The sequence below is a fragment of the Rhodospirillales bacterium RIFCSPLOWO2_02_FULL_58_16 genome (genome assembly GCA_001830425.1).
Taxonomy (GTDB): domain Bacteria; phylum Pseudomonadota; class Alphaproteobacteria; order Rhodospirillales; family 2-02-FULL-58-16; genus 2-02-FULL-58-16.
In genome coordinates, this window is record MIAA01000036.1 from 1 (window position 1) to 16,940 (window position 16,940).

At 57.6% G+C, this 16,940-nt stretch carries 19 protein-coding genes; 5 read left to right on the top strand and 14 right to left on the bottom strand.

The genetic code is table 11. The features are described 5' to 3' along the window. Window positions 1–82 precede the first annotated feature (82 nt). Both A3H92_09030 and A3H92_09035 read right to left on the bottom strand, forming a co-directional pair. Window positions 83–2,014 carry a DNA topoisomerase IV subunit B gene (locus A3H92_09030; GenBank protein ID OHC74259.1) on the bottom strand — a complete coding sequence of 644 codons (1,932 nt, stop codon included), beginning with the start codon at window positions 2,012–2,014 and terminating at the stop codon, window positions 83–85. 350 nt (window positions 2,015–2,364) lie between these two features. Further along, the gene (locus tag A3H92_09035) at window positions 2,365–3,321 is read right to left on the bottom strand and encodes a hypothetical protein (GenBank protein OHC74209.1); all 957 of its coding nucleotides are present in this window, start codon (window positions 3,319–3,321) and stop codon (window positions 2,365–2,367) included. Window positions 3,322–3,384: 63 nt separating this feature from the next. On the opposite strand from A3H92_09035, the gene A3H92_09040 reads away from it, so the two are divergent. Next, window positions 3,385–3,771 carry a hypothetical protein gene (locus tag A3H92_09040; protein ID OHC74210.1) on the top strand — a complete coding sequence of 129 codons (387 nt, stop codon included), beginning with the start codon at window positions 3,385–3,387 and terminating at the stop codon, window positions 3,769–3,771. Window positions 3,772–3,775: 4 nt separating this feature from the next. Here the strand turns inward: A3H92_09040 and A3H92_09045 are convergent, their stop codons facing one another. The 6 genes from A3H92_09045 to A3H92_09070 all read right to left on the bottom strand — a co-directional run bounded on the left by A3H92_09045 (window position 3,776) and on the right by A3H92_09070 (window position 9,608). Next, window positions 3,776–4,876, bottom strand: a complete 1,101-nt coding sequence (locus A3H92_09045; GenBank protein ID OHC74211.1) for a hypothetical protein — start codon at window positions 4,874–4,876, stop codon at window positions 3,776–3,778. A gap of 42 nt (window positions 4,877–4,918) precedes the next feature. Further along, window positions 4,919–5,527 carry a guanylate kinase gene (locus A3H92_09050; GenBank protein OHC74212.1) on the bottom strand — a complete coding sequence of 203 codons (609 nt, stop codon included), beginning with the start codon at window positions 5,525–5,527 and terminating at the stop codon, window positions 4,919–4,921. Between the two features lie 25 nt (window positions 5,528–5,552). Beyond that, complete coding sequence (locus A3H92_09055) at window positions 5,553–6,446, bottom strand: YicC family protein (protein OHC74213.1); 894 nt, start codon at window positions 6,444–6,446, stop codon at window positions 5,553–5,555. 149 nt (window positions 6,447–6,595) lie between these two features. Beyond that, entirely contained in the window at window positions 6,596–7,996 is a 1,401-nt protein-coding gene (locus A3H92_09060) for a DNA helicase (protein ID OHC74214.1), read from the bottom strand. Between the two features lie 112 nt (window positions 7,997–8,108). Then, window positions 8,109–8,600, bottom strand: a complete 492-nt coding sequence (locus tag A3H92_09065) for a hypothetical protein (GenBank protein OHC74215.1) — start codon at window positions 8,598–8,600, stop codon at window positions 8,109–8,111. Window positions 8,601–8,906: 306 nt separating this feature from the next. Continuing rightward, window positions 8,907–9,608: a hypothetical protein gene (locus tag A3H92_09070; protein ID OHC74216.1), complete on the bottom strand. Its 702-nt coding sequence runs from the start codon at window positions 9,606–9,608 to the stop codon at window positions 8,907–8,909. 170 nt (window positions 9,609–9,778) lie between these two features. Between A3H92_09070 and A3H92_09075 the strand changes: the two genes are divergently transcribed. Then, window positions 9,779–10,057 carry a hypothetical protein gene (locus A3H92_09075; protein OHC74217.1) on the top strand — a complete coding sequence of 93 codons (279 nt, stop codon included), beginning with the start codon at window positions 9,779–9,781 and terminating at the stop codon, window positions 10,055–10,057. Window positions 10,058–10,061: 4 nt separating this feature from the next. Here A3H92_09075 and A3H92_09080 read toward each other — a convergent pair whose 3' ends face one another. The 5 genes from A3H92_09080 to A3H92_09100 all read right to left on the bottom strand — a co-directional run bounded on the left by A3H92_09080 (window position 10,062) and on the right by A3H92_09100 (window position 13,626). Further along, window positions 10,062–10,703, bottom strand: a complete 642-nt coding sequence (locus A3H92_09080) for a hypothetical protein (protein ID OHC74218.1) — start codon at window positions 10,701–10,703, stop codon at window positions 10,062–10,064. A 12-nt stretch (window positions 10,704–10,715) separates the two neighbouring features. Further along, on the bottom strand, window positions 10,716–11,567 hold the full coding sequence (locus A3H92_09085; protein OHC74219.1) for a glycine cleavage system protein T: 852 nt from the start codon (window positions 11,565–11,567) through the stop codon (window positions 10,716–10,718). A gap of 5 nt (window positions 11,568–11,572) precedes the next feature. Then, the gene (locus A3H92_09090) at window positions 11,573–12,079 is read right to left on the bottom strand and encodes a hypothetical protein (protein ID OHC74220.1); all 507 of its coding nucleotides are present in this window, start codon (window positions 12,077–12,079) and stop codon (window positions 11,573–11,575) included. A gap of 186 nt (window positions 12,080–12,265) precedes the next feature. Continuing rightward, window positions 12,266–12,559, bottom strand: a complete 294-nt coding sequence (locus A3H92_09095; protein OHC74221.1) for a hypothetical protein — start codon at window positions 12,557–12,559, stop codon at window positions 12,266–12,268. Between the two features lie 314 nt (window positions 12,560–12,873). Then, entirely contained in the window at window positions 12,874–13,626 is a 753-nt protein-coding gene (locus A3H92_09100) for a hypothetical protein (GenBank protein OHC74222.1), read from the bottom strand. Between the two features lie 71 nt (window positions 13,627–13,697). Between A3H92_09100 and A3H92_09105 the strand changes: the two genes are divergently transcribed. Continuing rightward, window positions 13,698–14,579 (top strand): NAD(P)-dependent oxidoreductase, encoded by an 882-nt coding sequence (locus tag A3H92_09105; protein OHC74223.1) that lies wholly within the window; start codon window positions 13,698–13,700, stop codon window positions 14,577–14,579. Continuing rightward, the gene (locus A3H92_09110; protein ID OHC74224.1) at window positions 14,579–15,337 is read left to right on the top strand and encodes a hypothetical protein; all 759 of its coding nucleotides are present in this window, start codon (window positions 14,579–14,581) and stop codon (window positions 15,335–15,337) included. The genes A3H92_09105 and A3H92_09110 overlap by 1 nt, the downstream gene beginning before the upstream one ends. A 59-nt stretch (window positions 15,338–15,396) precedes the next feature. Here the strand turns inward: A3H92_09110 and A3H92_09115 are convergent, their stop codons facing one another. Beyond that, on the bottom strand, window positions 15,397–15,807 hold the full coding sequence (locus A3H92_09115; GenBank protein OHC74260.1) for a hypothetical protein: 411 nt from the start codon (window positions 15,805–15,807) through the stop codon (window positions 15,397–15,399). Window positions 15,808–16,256: 449 nt separating this feature from the next. Here A3H92_09115 and A3H92_09120 point away from each other — a divergent pair, with 449 nt between their 5' ends. Continuing rightward, on the top strand, window positions 16,257–16,886 hold the full coding sequence (locus A3H92_09120) for an NYN domain-containing protein (protein ID OHC74225.1): 630 nt from the start codon (window positions 16,257–16,259) through the stop codon (window positions 16,884–16,886). Window positions 16,887–16,940: the final 54 nt, after the last annotated feature.

The following is a 16,940-nucleotide window of genomic DNA, read 5'->3' on the forward strand; positions in this document are numbered from 1 at the left end:
TACGATTTCTTGCAAATCCGACTACGTCAAATCGCTAAAACCACTCGGCAAATCAAGGGCGTTCGGAGTTTTTAACAGGGGACTAAATATCTATATTCCCGGTGAAGCGGGCGTTTTCCTGAATAAAGGCGAGGCGGAGTTCCGGCTTGCGGCCCATCAGGCTTTCCACCAGATCGGCGGTGTTCTTGGCTTCGACTATTTCCTCGGAACTGTGGCCGGTCGGGATGGTGACCCTCAGCAGGGTGCGGTTGGCCGGACTCATCGTAGTTTCCTTCAACTGGTTCGAAGGCATTTCGCCCAGGCCCTTGAAGCGGCTGATTTCTATTTTGCTCCTGCCCGTGAACTGCTTTTTCAGAAGCTCTTCCTTGTGAGCGTCGTCCCGCGCATACATGGTCTTGCCCCCTTGCGAGATGCGGTACAGAGGCGGCATGGCGAGGTAAAGGTGATTGTTTTCGATCAGCTTCGGCATTTCCCTGAAGAAGAAAGTCATCAACAAAGAGGCGATATGAGCGCCGTCAACGTCGGCGTCGGTCATGATGATGATCTTTTCGTAACGCAGGGCCGCGTCATCGTAGGTCTTTCCCGATCCGCAGCCCATGGCCTCGATCAGGTCGCGCAGTTCCTGATTGGCCATCATCTTTTCGGCGGTAGCGCTGGCGACGTTGAGAATTTTGCCGCGCAGGGGCAAGATAGCCTGATTCAACCGCTCGCGGGCCTGCTTGGCGGAGCCGCCGGCGGAATCTCCCTCGACGATGAACAACTCGGCGCCGTCGGCGGTGTTGCAGGTGCAGTCGGTGAGCTTTCCCGGCAAACGCAGGCGTCGGGTCGCCGAGGCGCGCTTGGTTTCCCTGGACTTGCGGCGACGGTTGCGCTCATCGGCGCGCTCGATGACATGATCCAGCAGCGCCTTGGCGCCGGCCGTATCGCCGGAAAGCCAGTGATCAAAGTGATCGCGTATGCCGGCCTCGACCAATCTGGCGGCTTCCGGCGTCGATAGTTTTTCCTTGGTCTGGCCCTGAAACTGGGGATCAGGAATGAACACGGACAGCATCAGGCGGGCGCCGCTGACCACGTCTTCAGCCGTGATCTTGGCCGCCTGCTTGTTGTTGGTCAGTTCGCCGTAGGCCTTAAGCCCCTTGGTCAAGGCCGAGCGCAAGCCCATCTCATGGGTGCCGCCCTGGGTGGTGGGAATGGTGTTGCAGTAGGAGTTGAAGAATTCATCCTCGTCAAGCGTCCACGCCGCCGCCCACTCGACCTTGCCGGAGCCACCGTTCAACTTGGCCTGCCCGGAGAAAATGGTCGAGGTCAGGGTTCGGCAATCCTTCAGCGTTGAATTGAGGAAGTCGGTAAGCCCGCCCGGAAAGTGCAGGGTGTCCGACGGCGGCGTGTCGTCGCCCCCTTTGATCAGGGACGGATCGCATAACCAGCGGATTTCCACGCCCCGAAACAGATAGGCCTTGGAGCGGGCCATGCGGTAGAGCAGGGCGGGGCGGAACTTGTGCATCGCGCCGAATATCTGCGGGTCAGGATGAAAAGTAACGGTGGTGCCTCGGCGGTTTTGCACCGCCCCCTCGTTTTTCAGCGGCCCTTCCGGTCGGCCCCGGCTGTAGGACTGGCTCCACAAGTTGCGGTCCCGCGCCACCTGCACCAAAAAATAATCGGAAAGGGCGTTAACGACGGAAACCCCGACGCCGTGCAAACCGCCCGATGTCTCATAGACCTTGCCGCTGAACTTGCCGCCCGAATGCAGGGTGGTGAGGATCACCTCCAGCGCCGATTTGTTCTTGAACTTGGGGTGGGGATCAACGGGGATGCCGCGACCGTTATCGCTGATGGTAAGAATATTGCCTTCCTTTAACTCGATGTCGATGCGTCCGGCATGGCCCGCCACTGCCTCGTCCATCGAATTATCGATAACCTCCGCCGCCAGATGGTGCAACGCTCTCTCATCGGTGCCGCCGATGAACATGCCGGGGCGCAGCCGCACCGGCTCCAGTCCCTCAAGAACCTCGATATCCTTGGCGGAATAGCTCTGCCCGTCGTCCTTGGCGGCGCCGCCCTTGGCGCGTGCGCTCTTGGCGGAAACGCTTCCGGCGGGCTTTTTCTCGACATGTTGAAACAGGTCGCTCATGGTCCGTATCCTAGAAATCCTTCAGGCTTATGACAGGCATGATACGGTATATGTTAAAGAAAATATAACAATATATTGTGGCTACCCGATCAGCAGCCACAAATAACCGGCCAGAACAAGGGAGAACAGCGTCGCAAAATCCTGCATGAATGATGTAGGCATAGTAGGAAACCTCCATTATTGAAATGTAAGAACATATCAATAACCATGCGCGAACATTTTAGCAACATAAATTATTTCGGGGTCTTTTTCTTCAGGGTAATGAGGGTCGCTTCTCCTCTGCTGAAGAAGCGCACGGGCACTCCGGAGGCGCCGATGCCGGGGCTGGTGTAGCCGGTCATATCACCGCATTTCCACCAGCCGGAGACAAACCGGTGATCGCGGATCAGGCGGGTCATGATCGGACGTCCTCCGGGCAGGCAGACCTGGCCGCCGTGAGTGTGTCCGCACAGATACAATGAATATCCCTTCCGTGACGCTTCGTTGGCCATTTCCGGGGAATGGACCAGGGCGATCTTGAAATCGTCTCCCGGCGGCGTCAGCGCCGCGTGGGCCATCGGGGTAAAAAAGCGGTTCACGTCATCAAGGCCGGTGATGTGGAGCCGCGCTCCGTTACGCTCCAGGGAAACCGATTCGTTGACAAGAACCCGGATGCCCAGCCTTTCCAGGCCCTTCGCCATGCGATGATCATCATGGTTGCCGAGGGTGGCGTAGATGCCGTCTTCGGCCCTGACGGCACCGGCTATTTTAGCCATGGGGTCGAGGATCAGCCGAAGGGGAAAGGGCCTGTCATTTTGATAGTCTCCGGTCATCACGCACAAATCAAATTGATGCCCTCTCACCGTCGAGATGATTGCCGCATCCAGGCCCGGCGCCATATCCAGATGAAAGTCGGTCAGGTGAAGGATGCGATAGCCGTCAAACTCATCGGGAAGGTCGGCGAAGGCAATCTGAAAGGAGTTAAGATGAATATCCAGCGCGTTGCGAAATCCGTAACGGTACAACCCGAAGCGCCTGACGACGGCGCCGAACAAAGTAACGGAATGCTTGATTATTCCCGGCTCATGATGGCTCAGCATGCCGAGCGGCGTGCTGCGCCGCGCATTCCCCTCGATCACGACGCGATTTTGTTTCCACAGGCGTCGATGATCTTTTTCGACCGCCGCCCGTTCTTTGCAGGGATAAACCATTTATTAACCATACCCGTTGTTTAATGAATGCGTATTTAATCTGAATCTCAAGAAGGCTACTACATGGCGGATGACCGCATTCTCATTGCCGCCGTCAGCGCTACCGTTATCGGCGTCGCCGTCTCGATGGCGGCTCCTTTTGATCGGGCCGGTTGGTCTCCCGGCGTTAAATACGATATCACGCCCCTGGTGTCATTAGACTTGCCGCCGATTCAGACATTACGGGAAATGCCTCCGCCGCCCCCGGAAACATCGACGGCATATGACGCGCCGCTTGTTGAACTGCCGGCAAAGCCCTCTCCCGCCAAGGCTTCTCCTCCGCCGAAACAGCAGACCATGCTCAAAACCGTTGTCGCTTCCTCAAGGCATCCGTTCGCCCCGCCGCCGCCGGCGATGCCGATCATCCGCGTTGAAAGCCGGACGTTGGCTCCGTTGACTCTCGATAATTAGGATTTCAGGTAGCTCGCCGCGCCGCCTCTTCTTCGATCATTTTCATCAACTCGGGCCGGCTGGCGGCGATATGCCGGAAGTCCGCCACGTCGAGTTCAAGAAGCACGCAGGGTTTGGAAGCGACTACGGTGACGCTTCGCGGCGCCCCGGTTATAAGCGCCATCTCGCCGAAGAACTGGTTGTTACGCAACCGCACGGACCCGGAAGGCGTCCGCACCTTCACCTCGCCCGAAACGATGAAGTACATCGATTCTCCGGGCGTTCCTTTTTGGATTATCGTCTGGCCTTTCGAAAATTCATTCCGCCTAAGCAGGCGGGCGACCTCGGCGATTACGCCGGGACCGATCTTGCTGAAGAAGGGGACCTTGGCCACAAGGTCCCAGTTATGCAGAAATTCACGTCGTTTGAGTTCGTCAGCAAAGCCGGAGGCGAGAATTCCCGCCAACAGGGCGAACGTGCCGATGCCGCAAACCATAGTTATGCCGGCAAGGACGCGCCCCGGAAAAGAGAGGGGAGTGACATCGCCGTACCCCGTCGTAGTGAGAGTGACGATCGCCCACCACATGGCCAGCGGAGTGCTGCCGAACTGCGCCGGCTGGCCCGGTCCTTCGATCAGATGCATCAGTGTTCCGGAAGTAATCAGAATGATGGCAAAGCTGAGCAGCACGGACAGCAATGAGTCGGCGGCATTGCCGAGCACCCGCCCGAGCAGCGCAAGCCCCATCGAATAGCGAACGAGCTTCAGAATGCATAGAAGGGCGAAAATATCCGGGATGTTGGAAGTCGCCCCAAGGAGTTCCATAATCGGAACCGTAACGGCGGCAAGCACGTCGATCCAGGCCAATCCCGTCTTCAGATAGGCCGTGACGCCCTTCATTCCTTTTTGATCGTTATTCTTCGCCTCTCTCGCCCGCAACAGCAGATCGATGAAAAAGAAAACCGTCGCCGCCCGGGTAACGGCCATGGTCAACCAACCCCAATCAGCGGCGGCTAGATAATCCGTGCCGGCCAACGTAACCAGAAGGGTCGCGCCGACGACCGCGCCGACGGCGAGCGGCGGCAGAATGAACGAAGAATCAGGCGCGTTCTCATTAGTATCGGACATGGCTTTAATTTTTCTCTTTAATTTTTTTATTAATGACGTCGCTTAACCTTCCCCGATCAGCCCCTTAACGAAGTCGGGCAGTCCGGTCTGTCGGCTCCGTCTCAGGCGCTCGGCGGCGATGATGGCCTCGACGCCGGAAACGCTGTCTCTGACGTGATGGTTGACGATAATATAATCATAAGCGTCCCAATGACTGATTTCGGATGACGCCTTGGACATGCGTTCGCGGACCACCGCTTCCGTATCCTGGGCGCGCTTGCGCAGCCGGTGTTCCAGTTCTTGATGGGAGGGCGGCAGAATGAAGATGCTGACCAGATCGTGGCGGGCGCTATGGGCCAACTGCTGGGTGCCCTGCCAGTCGACATCGAACAGCACGTCCAGGCCTTTCGCCAGCGCCGTTTCCACCGGCGCCCTCGGCGTCCCATAGGAATTGGAAAAGACGACGGCATGTTCAAGGAACTCGCCGTTGCTGACCATACGCTTGAACTGCTCCGGCGAAGTGAAGTAGTAGTCCCGGCCATCCTCCTCGCCGGGGCGCGGCGGACGGGTGGTGGTCGAGATCGACATGCTGAGATTCTCGTCGCGTTCAAGGAGTTCACGCGAAATCGTCGTCTTGCCGGCGCCCGACGGCGAGGACAGGACCAGCATCATGCCTCGGCGCTTGATTTTATGTTGGTTACTCAATGTTTTGCACCTGCTCACGGAGTTGATCGATAATCGACTTTAAATTCAGGCCCAGACGGGTCATTTCTACGTCCGGCGATTTGGAACATAGCGTATTGGTCTCGCGGCTGAATTCCTGGCATAAAAAATCGAACTTGCGGCCGATAGCTCCGTCGTCCTCCCCGAGCAATCCCCTGGCTGTCGCCACATGGGCGTCCAGACGGTCAAGTTCCTCGCGTATATCGGACTTTATAAGCAGCAGCGCCGCCTCCTGGGCAAGCCGTTCTTCGGGCAGGGCAGGGGTCGCCTCCAGCAGTTCCGCCACCTGGGCCTTGAGGCGTTTCTTCATGGCGGCGGGCTGGAGGGTGGCGAGAACTTTAACCTCGCCGAGCAGCCGCTCCATATGTTCAAGCTGAGATAACAGTACGCCGGCGAGATGCTTTCCCTCTCCGGCGCGCATGGCGCTCAGAGATATAACGGCTGCGTCCAGATCGGCGAGAAGCGCCTCGTCAAGAGCGCGGCACGTCTCCTCCGGCGGTTCGCCGTCCGCCGTCGTTTCAATAACGCCGCGCAGGGCAAGCAGACCGTCTATGCTCGGCGGGGCAAGCTCCGGCATGCTCTTTTTGATTTCCGGCAACAGGGAGAGATAGCCGGCCAGCATCCGGCGGTTAATGCGCACATTGTTTTCGGCCCGGCCCCAATCAATGGTCAGGGTTACCGACACATTGCCGCGATGAAGGCGGCTCTTGACGCGCTCGCGCACCGGCTGTTCCAGACACTCGAAACCGGACGCCGTCCGGCAGCGGATGTCCAGCCCCTTGCCGTTGACGCTTTTTAACTCCCAGGTCCAGGAACAAGTATCTTCCTGTCCTTCGCTATGTCCCCGGATGCGGGCGAAGCCGGTCATGGAATTCACGGACGGTATTCTCCTGTTCGATCATAGAGAACCGGAAGTTTTTACCTCCCCTAACCCCTCCTTGGTAAGGGGAGAAAAATTCCTCCCCTTACCAAGGGGAGGTCAGGAGGGGTTAAATTGCGCGAAACATCTGCTGGATTCTACTCGTTCGGCTTGGCCGGCCTCAGCAGGAAAGCGGGGGTATGAACGCCCGCGCCGAAGGTCGGCTTGTTGCTCGGCTCTCTTTCCCTTTCAGGCTTTTTAGCGGTTTCTTTTTTGGCCTCAATCGGCTTGGGCGGAGTTTCCTTTATTTCCGGGCGGCGTGTTTCCTGTTTACGCCCTCGGCCCCGTTCGCGTCCCCGTTCGCGCCCGGCGTGCGGGCGGTCGGAAGCGGCCTCAGGCTCGGCGCTTTGGACGCCGGTAAGTTCGATGCGCGGGATTTCATGGCCGATGATGCCGGCGATGGCGGCCAGATACTTGCCGTCTTCAGGCGTCGCCAGGGTCAGGGCGCGGCCTTCCTTGCGGGCGCGGCCCGTCCGTCCGATGCGATGCACATAGTCCTCGGCGTGGGTCGGCACATCAAAGTTAAAGACATGGCTCATGTTGGGGACATCCAGGCCGCGAGCGGCGACATCGCTGCACACCAGGAAGGTGATCTTGTCGTTCTTGAAGTTGTCCAGCACTTCCATGCGCGACGCTTGAGCCATGTCGCCGTGCAGTTGAGCGGCGTTATAGCCGTGACGGATTAACGACTTGCACAGCACGGAGACGTCGCGCTTGCGGTTGCAGAAGACCAGGGCGTTCTTGACGGTTTCATTTTTGATGAGTTGACGCAGGGCGGCGCGTTTTTCCTTCTGACCGCCGCCGGGGCGCTTGCCGTCGCCGTGGGCGACCATCACCAGTCCCTGGGTTACCATAGCGGTGACGGAGGCCGGCGGCGATACCGAGATTTCCTTGGGATTCATCAGGAAGGCTTCGGCCAGACGACGGATTTCGGGAGCCATGGTGGCCGAGAAGAACAAGGTCTGACGTATCTTGGGAACCAGCGAGACAATACGCTCCACATCCGGGATAAAGCCCATGTCAAGCATGCGGTCGGCCTCGTCGATAACCAGAATCTTGACATCGTTGAGAAGCAGCCGGCCGCGATCAAACAGGTCCAGCAGGCGTCCCGGCGTGGCGATCAGAACGTCCGGCCCACGGTCAATAACGGCGATCTGGTCATTCATCGAGGTGCCGCCGATAATCAGCGCCATGGAGAGCTTTTGGTGCTTGCCGTAGACTTCGAAGTTGTCGGCGACCTGGGCCGCCAGCTCGCGAGTGGGTTCAAGGATCAGGGTGCGCGGCATCCGCGCCTTGGCCTTGCCGGCGGCCAGAATGTCGATCATCGGCAGGGTGAACGAGGCCGTCTTGCCGGTGCCTGTTTGGGCGCAACCCATTATGTCGCGGCCCATGAGAATCACCGGAATGGCTTGCGCCTGGATAGGCGTGGGTTCGGTGTATCCCGCGTCGGCCACCGCCCGCAGAACCTTATCGCCCAGTCCGAGATCAGAAAACTTCATGAGGTTTGAATTTGACCGGCCAATTGTCAGGGCCACTCTTTTTCATTAATTTCGGGGAAATGCCGGGCGAATATCAGGCTTTCTGCCGCTTCTGTCAATGATCGTCGTGAATCTACAGCGGCGCAGCGATGTTGTAGGAGACAACGCCGCCGCTGAGACGCTTCAGGTCGGCGACCGTCGTCGCAAAAACGCAATGAGGATGTCCGGCGGGAACGTACAGGGTTTCAAAGCGCTTGAGGCTTCGGTCGATAAGCATGGGCAGCTTGAAAGGAAGTCCCGTCGGAGCGACGCCGCCGACGGAGAAGCCGGTGGCGCCGCGCACCTCGCCGGCGCCGGCGCCGATGACCTCGCCTTCCATATTAAGCGCTCGCGGCAGGCTTTCCTTCACGCAGGCGCAGTCGCCGGCGAAGAATACGATCACGAACCGCTTGCCGATCTTGAAAACCTGGGCCTGAACAACGGCGCCCGGTTCAACGCCGAGGGCCGCCGCCGCTTCTTCAGCCGTGCGGATCGACTTATCAAGCTCGATAATCGTATCTTCGCAGCCGGCCGCCGCCAGGGCGCAGCGAACCTTGGTCACGGATTTTTCATTCAACAAGCTCATGCCGGAACCTCCATTGGTTTATCCTAGGGCCAAGACTCATTAAATTTATGAAATTCTGTGACATCAAAATGACTGAGGGACAAGGAGAATCGGCGAAGACGGGCCTGAAGGCCCCCGGCGAGCCGATTTTCCGATGTCCATTCGGTCATTCTGATGTCACCCTTCTCGGGCGCGGCAGAAAAGGCGACCGGACGTCTTCAAAGGCCTCAACCGTAGCAAATACTACGCTTTTCGGCCTTTTCATAGCCGAATCGCCTTTTCTGCTTCGCGCAGAATTCATGAATTTAATGAGTCTTGACCCCAGGGTCAGAATGACGGAAGCGCCCGCACGACGCCGTCGGGGAAGACGATTCCCTTGTGAACGAAACGGCGATTCCGGAAATCATTGATCTCGACGACCCCGGCGACGTTATAGATGATGCGCGAGGTCAGGGTGTTGGTGATCTCGTCATCCGGGGTGCGCGACAAGACGAAGGTATGGCAGGCGTCGGCGGTCATCGCCACCATTTCATAATCGGTCGCCTTGATGAAATCATCAACCGCGTCAATGACGCCGAAGTCTTCATGGTCGATATAGTCGTGACCGAGAATCAGGCCGTTCTCCTTCATCTTGGGTAAGAAGGCCTTCAGGTCGGCGGCGACGGCTTCTTTGGTGTGCATGCCGTCGACATAAATCCAGTCGAAATAACGATCATCAAACCGCAGGGCGGCTTCGCATGAAAAATCCCGATGCAGGATAACCTGGCCGGAGGCGATGGCGGCGGCGAAGAGCTGTTGGACATGCAGATAATTATCTTCGTGCTGTCGGTCGCTGACGTTGCTGGCGTCGGACAGATAGTCGGTCTGGTTCTGGAACACCCATGGATCAATCAGGTGAAGGCGCTCCGGTTGGACCACGTCGAGAATTTGCCGGGAAAAAATCCCCTTGAAAGTCCCGATCTCGGCGACGATTCCGCCCTTGGGCATTAAATGAAGGAATTTTTCGCGGCTGGTGGGAGTAAACAGCATGAACACTTGCCTTCAGGTGGAAAAAGCGGAGGCCGCCGTAAGTTTAAACGTAGACCATGAATGTTTCTCTATATTTTTTCAGAAAACATTAACCTTGTTCCTTAGCTGTTCATTAACAAGCTCAATGGTATTCACGGAAATCTTCGCTGAACAGAAAAAAGAGCCGGCCAATGACAAACCGCCAGTCTTACTGCAATTCCAAAAAGCCCCTCGGCCCCAGCGGGAAACCCTTGACCCGCGAAGACCTGCCGCCCTCGGACACCAAGCGTTGGGTCACGAGCCGCAAGGCCGCCGTCGTAGACGGCGTACGTTCGGGACTGATCTCGCTGAACGACGCCTGCCGGCGCTATACGCTGTCGGTCGACGAGTTTCTGTCATGGCAGCGTCTGTTCGACAGCCACGGCCTTTCCGGTCTGCGCTGCACCCGCAGCAAAGAATACCGCTTATAAAGCGTTACTTTCGGATCAGAATCGTCCATTCCCGCAGGGGATGACTGTCTATCAGCACGGCGTCGGACGATAAATCGGCGCGGCAAAAGTCGAGAAAGTCCTGTGAATCGGCGTAATACAGCCAGTCCTCAATTTTTTCCCGTTCATCATTCAGCATGTTGAAGGCCATGCCTTTGGCCGATTTGGCCCACAGTCGGCGCAGGCTTTCCTTAACGTACCTGTTCCACTCCCCTTCGCCGGCGGTCTGTCTCATGTTATAGGCGCCCGAGGCGAAGGAGTAGTCGGCGACATGGATGGCGGCAGAGCTTTCGTAGAATTGAGCGCGCGGATCGCGCACGCGGCGGCGAGCGGCCTTTATCATGTCCCTGCTGATGTCATAGCCGAAGAACCGACCGCCATCCATCGGCGGCATGTCCCGGAGAAACTCAAACAAGGCGCCGTAGCCGCATCCCAGATCGTTGACGCTGATTCCCTTCTTGTGAACATCGTCGCCCATCACTTCGATCAACAACTCAAAGCGCAACTGCTGGCCCTCGGCATTATTCCAGAAGACCGCCGAGGGGCCGACCCCATGAAGTTTCAACCGTTGACTGAAAGCGGCGGCCACCGGGGCTAAAAGTTGAGAGGTTGCGTCGTTGGAAAACATGGCGGGGGAAGGCTAAAACTTCATCCAATCGGGTTTATGCGGCGTCAGCGTCGCCTCGCCGCAGATAAATACGGCGCCGCTCTTGGTCAGACAATCAATGCGCAGCAGCGCCAGGCCGATCTCGCCGACGGCGGAGCGCATTTCGCCGGCATCCTCGCCGTCCATGGTTATCATGTCGCCCGGCTGAGGCGTCCGTCCGTCAATCGATACCGGCGCCAGCCGCTTCTTGATCAGGCCCCGGTACTTGGTGCGCGCCGTCAGCTCCTGGCCGAGATAGCAGCCCTTGTTCCAATCGACGCTGCCCATCTCGTCAAAACCGTTTTCCAGCAGCAGCGCCTTGTCCACAACCATGTCGCGGCTGCCGTCGGCAAGGCCGAGGCTTATCCGCAGTTTATCGTATTCGGCAAAAGTCGCCGCCGCAAAGCCGGCGTCCTCCAGAATCCGGACGGCATGGTCGCGAGGCAGGACGGCACGGGCGCCGATTAAGGCCAGCCGAGGGTCGGCATAGGCAAAGTCGCCGACCATCCCCCCGCCCGGCAGGGCGACGGCGACCAGTTCGGTCGAACGGTCGGCGATCTCCACCCTGGAGCGCAGCTTGTACATGGAGAGGCGTTTCCTGAGGTCTTCGCGACGCGCCGCCTCAACGTCCAGCACAAGAGAGCTGTCCCTGTCCTGGATAATGAAAAAATCATGCAGGTATTTTCCCTGGGGCGTCAGGAAGGCGGCGTGAACGGCGCGCCCGGCGGCCACCTTCTTGACGTCGTTGGAAACCAGCCCCTGAAGAAAGGAGCGGGCGTCCTCGCCGGCGAGGCCGATCAGCCCCCGGCTTTCCAGCAGCACATATGATTTTCCCGGCACCGGCAAACGCCTTAATCGTCGCCTTCGCCGCACTTGCGTTGCAGCTCGGCGGGCAGGAATTTCATCTTGGCGTCGGTGGAGCCGTTGACATTCATGGTCGGGTGGCAAGCCAGGCAATTGGCCTTGGAGCGCACCTGCTTATGCGCCCAAACCTCGGGGCCGCATTGCTTGTGTTTTGAAACAAACCGGGGGGCGTCGGTGATCCGCGCCAATGTTTCCCTGACGCGCCATTTCACAGCGGCGCGCACGTCGCTGACATCGGAAGAATTGGCGACATGAAAGGCAAGAATATTTGCCGCCGCAGCGGGGTCCATAACGGCGTTCTCGCCGAAATGATCAGACAGGGTGGCCATGATCTTTTCCCATGACGCTTTGGGCAAGGTCTGGGGCGGGAAGACCATGTGACATTCGCCGCATTCCTTGATGACGGTCTTGTCGGTTACGACCGGAAAGGTCTCGGCGCGGGCGACGCCGACCGTCAACAAAAGCGCCATGACGGCGAAAGCAAAAATACGCATGATCTGTTTCTCCAGGGGTTAACGCTGCCTGTACGCTGACACAAGTAACCTGAACAGCATATGAAGGGTAGACAAAAAGACGGGAGGGGACAGGGAAGTGCCCCCTCCCGCTCATCCCGCGCGTCTGGTAACCGGCCGGGAATGCCGGCATCGCGGGGGATTGAAAAAAGAAGGGATAACGTGAGTTTAGATATGAAAAATCGGCGGGCCGGTGGTAAAGACGCCGGAGACGGCTTTGGCCGCCATCAGGCGCTCATCAACAAAGAAAACCACTTTCCGCCCCGAGCCGGCAAAGCCGTCGGGATATGAATTCACGGCGAAGGCGCCGAGGTCAGCGCCTTCCGAAGGATCGTCAATCAGGCCGCATGAGCCGTCGAATGAGTAATAATCATCGGAGGCAACCGCCTCCGCCGCGTTTATGACAAGCTGGGCGCATACAAATATGACCAGCAGAAGCTTTGCTAAAAACGACCGACTCATTTTTTCTCCGACAAGAACGGCCTGTAACCGATTTTATTAATTATGGTTCAAAAGACAGCGTGGCGCAAACCTAAAGTCCTCCCCCTTTAGAAGGGAGTTATCAGTCTGTGTGTTTTGACCACCACAGAGGCACAGAGACGCAGAGAAGATTAATTAAAGTTTTATTCCTGCTTTTTCTTTTTTCTCTCTATCCTCCTCTGTGTCTCTGAGCCTCTGTGTTTCATAAAACAGTGCTTATTCCGATCAACGCGCCGGACGTTAGGGGGTATCGGCAGCAACCTCCCCTCCTTCGTAAGGAGGGGAAAGCGCCGGGGCTATTCCGTCTTGACGTCCATCTTTTCCAGATTGGCCTGGGCGGCTTGGGCGGCGAGGGTGTCGGGATGGGCGCCCAACACCTGTAGCCAATCGGCGCGGGCGCCGTCGTCATCGCCCTTGAGGCGGCGAATATTGCCGCGCTCCAGCAACCCCTCCGGATGCAGCGGATCCAGCGACAGCGCCAGATTGACATCGGTTTCGGCCTGCTCAAGGTTGTCGAGCAGGCGTTGAGCGCTGGCGCGAAAAACCAGGGCTTCAACAGAGTCGGGGTTCATTTCGACGGCCAGGTTCAAATCCTCGACGGCTTCTTTATAACGACCGGCGGCGGCGCGGATCACGGCCCGGTCGACCAGCAGGTTTTGGTTCATCGGATTGATCTTGAGGCCTGCCGTCGCCGCCCCTTCGGCGCGTTCGGCCTTGTTGTCCATCAGCCAGGCCTGGGACGCCTGCCCCAGCAATTCCGCCTTGAACGAGGGCTTGTCGATGATCTCCTGGGCCAATTCCTCGAACCGCGCGGCGGCGGTGGAGTACTGGCCGAGCGCCATCAACGCCGCCGCGACGCAATGCTTGGCCGGCGCTCCGCCCCCCATGTCGCGCCACGACATCGCCTTTTCAAAGGCCTCATTGGGAGCGCTCTTGGTCTGCTTCATGCAGCTATCATATTCGGCGGCGGGGTTGATCTCGTCGGCCTCCGCCCCGGCGGCGAAGATCGCCGCCGTCGCCGCCGCCAAAAGCCATATCCGTATGTTCATTATCTTGTTGCTCCACAGTCCGCGACCGGTAAAGTCCTACCTTCCGGCGCCGAAGGCAAGAGACTCCGAACATGAATAAAAAACCGCCGCATTTGTTTTGCTTCGGGCTGGGCTACAGCGCCCGGACGCTGGCCGGCATTCTGATGGATAAAGGATGGACCGTCACCGGCACTTGCCGGGATAAGGAAAGCGTAAACAAATCGGCGGCGACGGGGATCAAGGCCTTCCTTTTCGATGGTCAACGTCCCTTTCGACACGCGGCGACGGCGCTGAAAGGCGTCACTCATCTCCTGACCTCGGTTCCGCCCGATGCCGAAGGCGACCCGGTCCTGCGCCATCATCAAAAAGACCTTTCCGCCGTCAAAGGACTTGCCTGGATCGGTTACCTGTCCACCACCGGCGTCTACGGCGATACCGGCGGCCGCATGGTCGATGAATCGGCGCCGTTGCTGCCGACCTCGGAACGCAGCCGGCTTCGCGTCGAGGCGGAGAAGCAATGGCGGACGGCGACGAATATCCCGGCGCATATCTTCCGCCTGTCCGGAATCTACGGGCCGGCAAACAGCGTACTGGACAGGGTGCGCGACGGGACGGCGCGGCGCATCGACAAGCCGGGACACCTGTTCTCGCGCATTCATGTGGACGATATCGCGGGCGCAGCGATGGCCTCGATGGCCCGCCCCGATCCCGGCGCCGTCTATAACCTGGCCGATGACCTGCCGGCGACGGCGGCCGAGGTGACGGCTTTCGCCTGCGAACTGCTCGGCGTAAAACCGCCGCCGCTGATTCCTTTTGACGAGGCGGCCGGGAAAATGTCGCCGATGGCGCTGTCCTTCTGGCGCGACAACCGCCTTGTCGATAATACGCGCATCAAAAAAGAATTGGCGGTAAGATTGATCCATCCCGACTACCGGTCGGGACTGAGAGCGATTCTGGCGGCGGAAACGAGATAATGATCAAGGTCGCGCAAATTCTTCGCTACCCGGTAAAGGGACTGAGCGCGCAAAGCCTGAATCAGGTCCGACTACGGCCGGGCCTGGGAGTCCCCGATGACCGCCGTTTCGCCCTTGCCCACGCCGCCACCCGATTTGATGCGTCCGCTCCCAAGTGGCTGCCCAAGACCGGGTTTCTGATGCTGATGCGCGACGAACGTCTGGCGGCTCTCGAAACTACTTATGATGAATCCGACGGAACCCTGAGCATCTTCAGGAAAGGCCGTCGGGTGGCGCGGGGCAATATCACCACCCCCGTCGGACGCGCCGTGATCGAAGACTTCTTCGCCGCCTATATGAAACGCGAAGCCGCCGGCAAGCCGCGCCTGCTCGAAGCGCCGGAAGGCCATATGTTTTCCGATCATCAGGCCTGCGTTCTGTCGCTGATCGGCTCGGCTTCGATCACCGACCTGGGAAGGGTAGTCGGCGGGCCGGTGAACCCGATCCGCTTCCGTCCCAACCTGATCTTTGACGGCGCGGCGCCGTGGGACGAGTTCAAATGGCTGAACAAGGAAATCGCCATCGGCGGCGTCCGCCTGGAGATCACCAAGCGCATCGACAGATGCGCCGCCGTCAACGTCGATCCACAAACGGCGGAGCGCGACATGAACATCCCCAAGACCCTGCAACGGGGCTTCGGCCACATCGACATGGGAGTTTATGCGAAAGTATTAACCGAAGGGACTATCGCCGTCGGCGATGAGATCGACATTTTATGAGCGGAACACACCTTAACTTCGCCGCCGAACTGTCCAAACAAGACCGACTCTCGCTACATCTACTTGTTGCCAAGTTTTAGAGTTTTTCTATTATTGTACTTCGGTAACTTTTTGAATCTTTTTACATACTCCGCCCACGCCTCATATTCTGCTTTCACTACACAGCCGAGCATGCGCAGATTTTTCTCAGTTATTTCACCAGCCTCACATTTAAATGGCCGCACGGAAACATAAAGTAATCTGGCAAGATCTTTACCGTTACGGTAATCATGCATGAATCGAACGGCACCACTATGGCCCTTTTTACCTCGGAGTGTATTGTTGAACTGGGAAAGGCGCCTTTTTAACGAGTTAGTCGTCCCAAAGTAGGCGATGCATTTTATAAATTCGAAGTCATTCCCATTAATATTTTTCTTTGAAATTGCCAATGCGTAGATTCCTGGAGACCTAATGTTTTCTAATTCTTTTATCTTCTCATGTGTCCATCGGCTACGCTTAGGGTTCCATCGGTTATTCTTGGTGTCCCATAGGCGGGTCCATTTCACCCATTTAGAAAAACGCTTTTCCATTGTTGGCCGCTCCCTTTATCGTCTAGGTTGAAAAAAGTAATGATATGCCATGAAACCGAATACCATCGTTATTTCCTTTTGCAATCAAACTGATTTTCAGGATGGTCCGTTAACGGATATTCTGCTTATACAAGAATTTCCAGGAGCATTCGCCGCCATCCGGATTGCTTCGCTCCGCTCGCAATAACGGCAAGGCCGCAGCAGCTTACCCTCGGTTTTTGCTGAAGTTTTTGAGAAAGATCATGGTTGAAATCCGGTTGATAGATGCGATATAAAGGATATCTACTTGCTCCCCGCCCGACACGCCGCAAGGCCTCGGGCGGGGTTATTTGTTTGTAGGCAGGGGAACCATGGCAACCGAGTCGGCGACAAAACGAGCCATAGCGTTTATCGACGGGCAAAATCTTTTTCATTCGGTAAAAGAATCTTTTGGTTATACCTACCCGAATTATGATCCTCACGCTCTTGCAAAAACCGTTTGCCTCGACCGGGGCTGGACGCTTGCCGAGGTCCGCTTATACACCGGCATTCCCGATAGTTCGGATAATCCGTTCTGGAACCATTTCTGGACAGCGAAGCTGGCGCAAATGGGGCGCCAAAAGGTCCACGTCTTTTCGCGCCCATTAAGGTACCGGAATAAATCCTTTTCCCTGCCCGACGGAATCCAGCATACGATTCTGGTAGGCGAAGAAAAAGGCATTGATGTGCGGATCGCCATCGACATCATCCGTCTCGCTCACCGGAACGCCTATGACGTGGCGCTGGTGTTCAGTCAGGACCAGGATTTGTCGGAGGTTGCGGACGAAATCCGGGCTATCTCACAAGAGCAGGGCAGATGGGTCAAGGTTGCCTCCGCTTTTCCGAGCAGCATCACCAGCCGGAACCGCAGGGGGATCGACAAGACCGACTGGATTATGATCGACAAGACGACCTACGATTGCTGTCTCGACAATCGAGACTACCGGCCAAAGCGTCCCTGACCGGCCTCTTTCCGAATCCCGCCGGATTATACCGAAGATCATTGATATTGATCC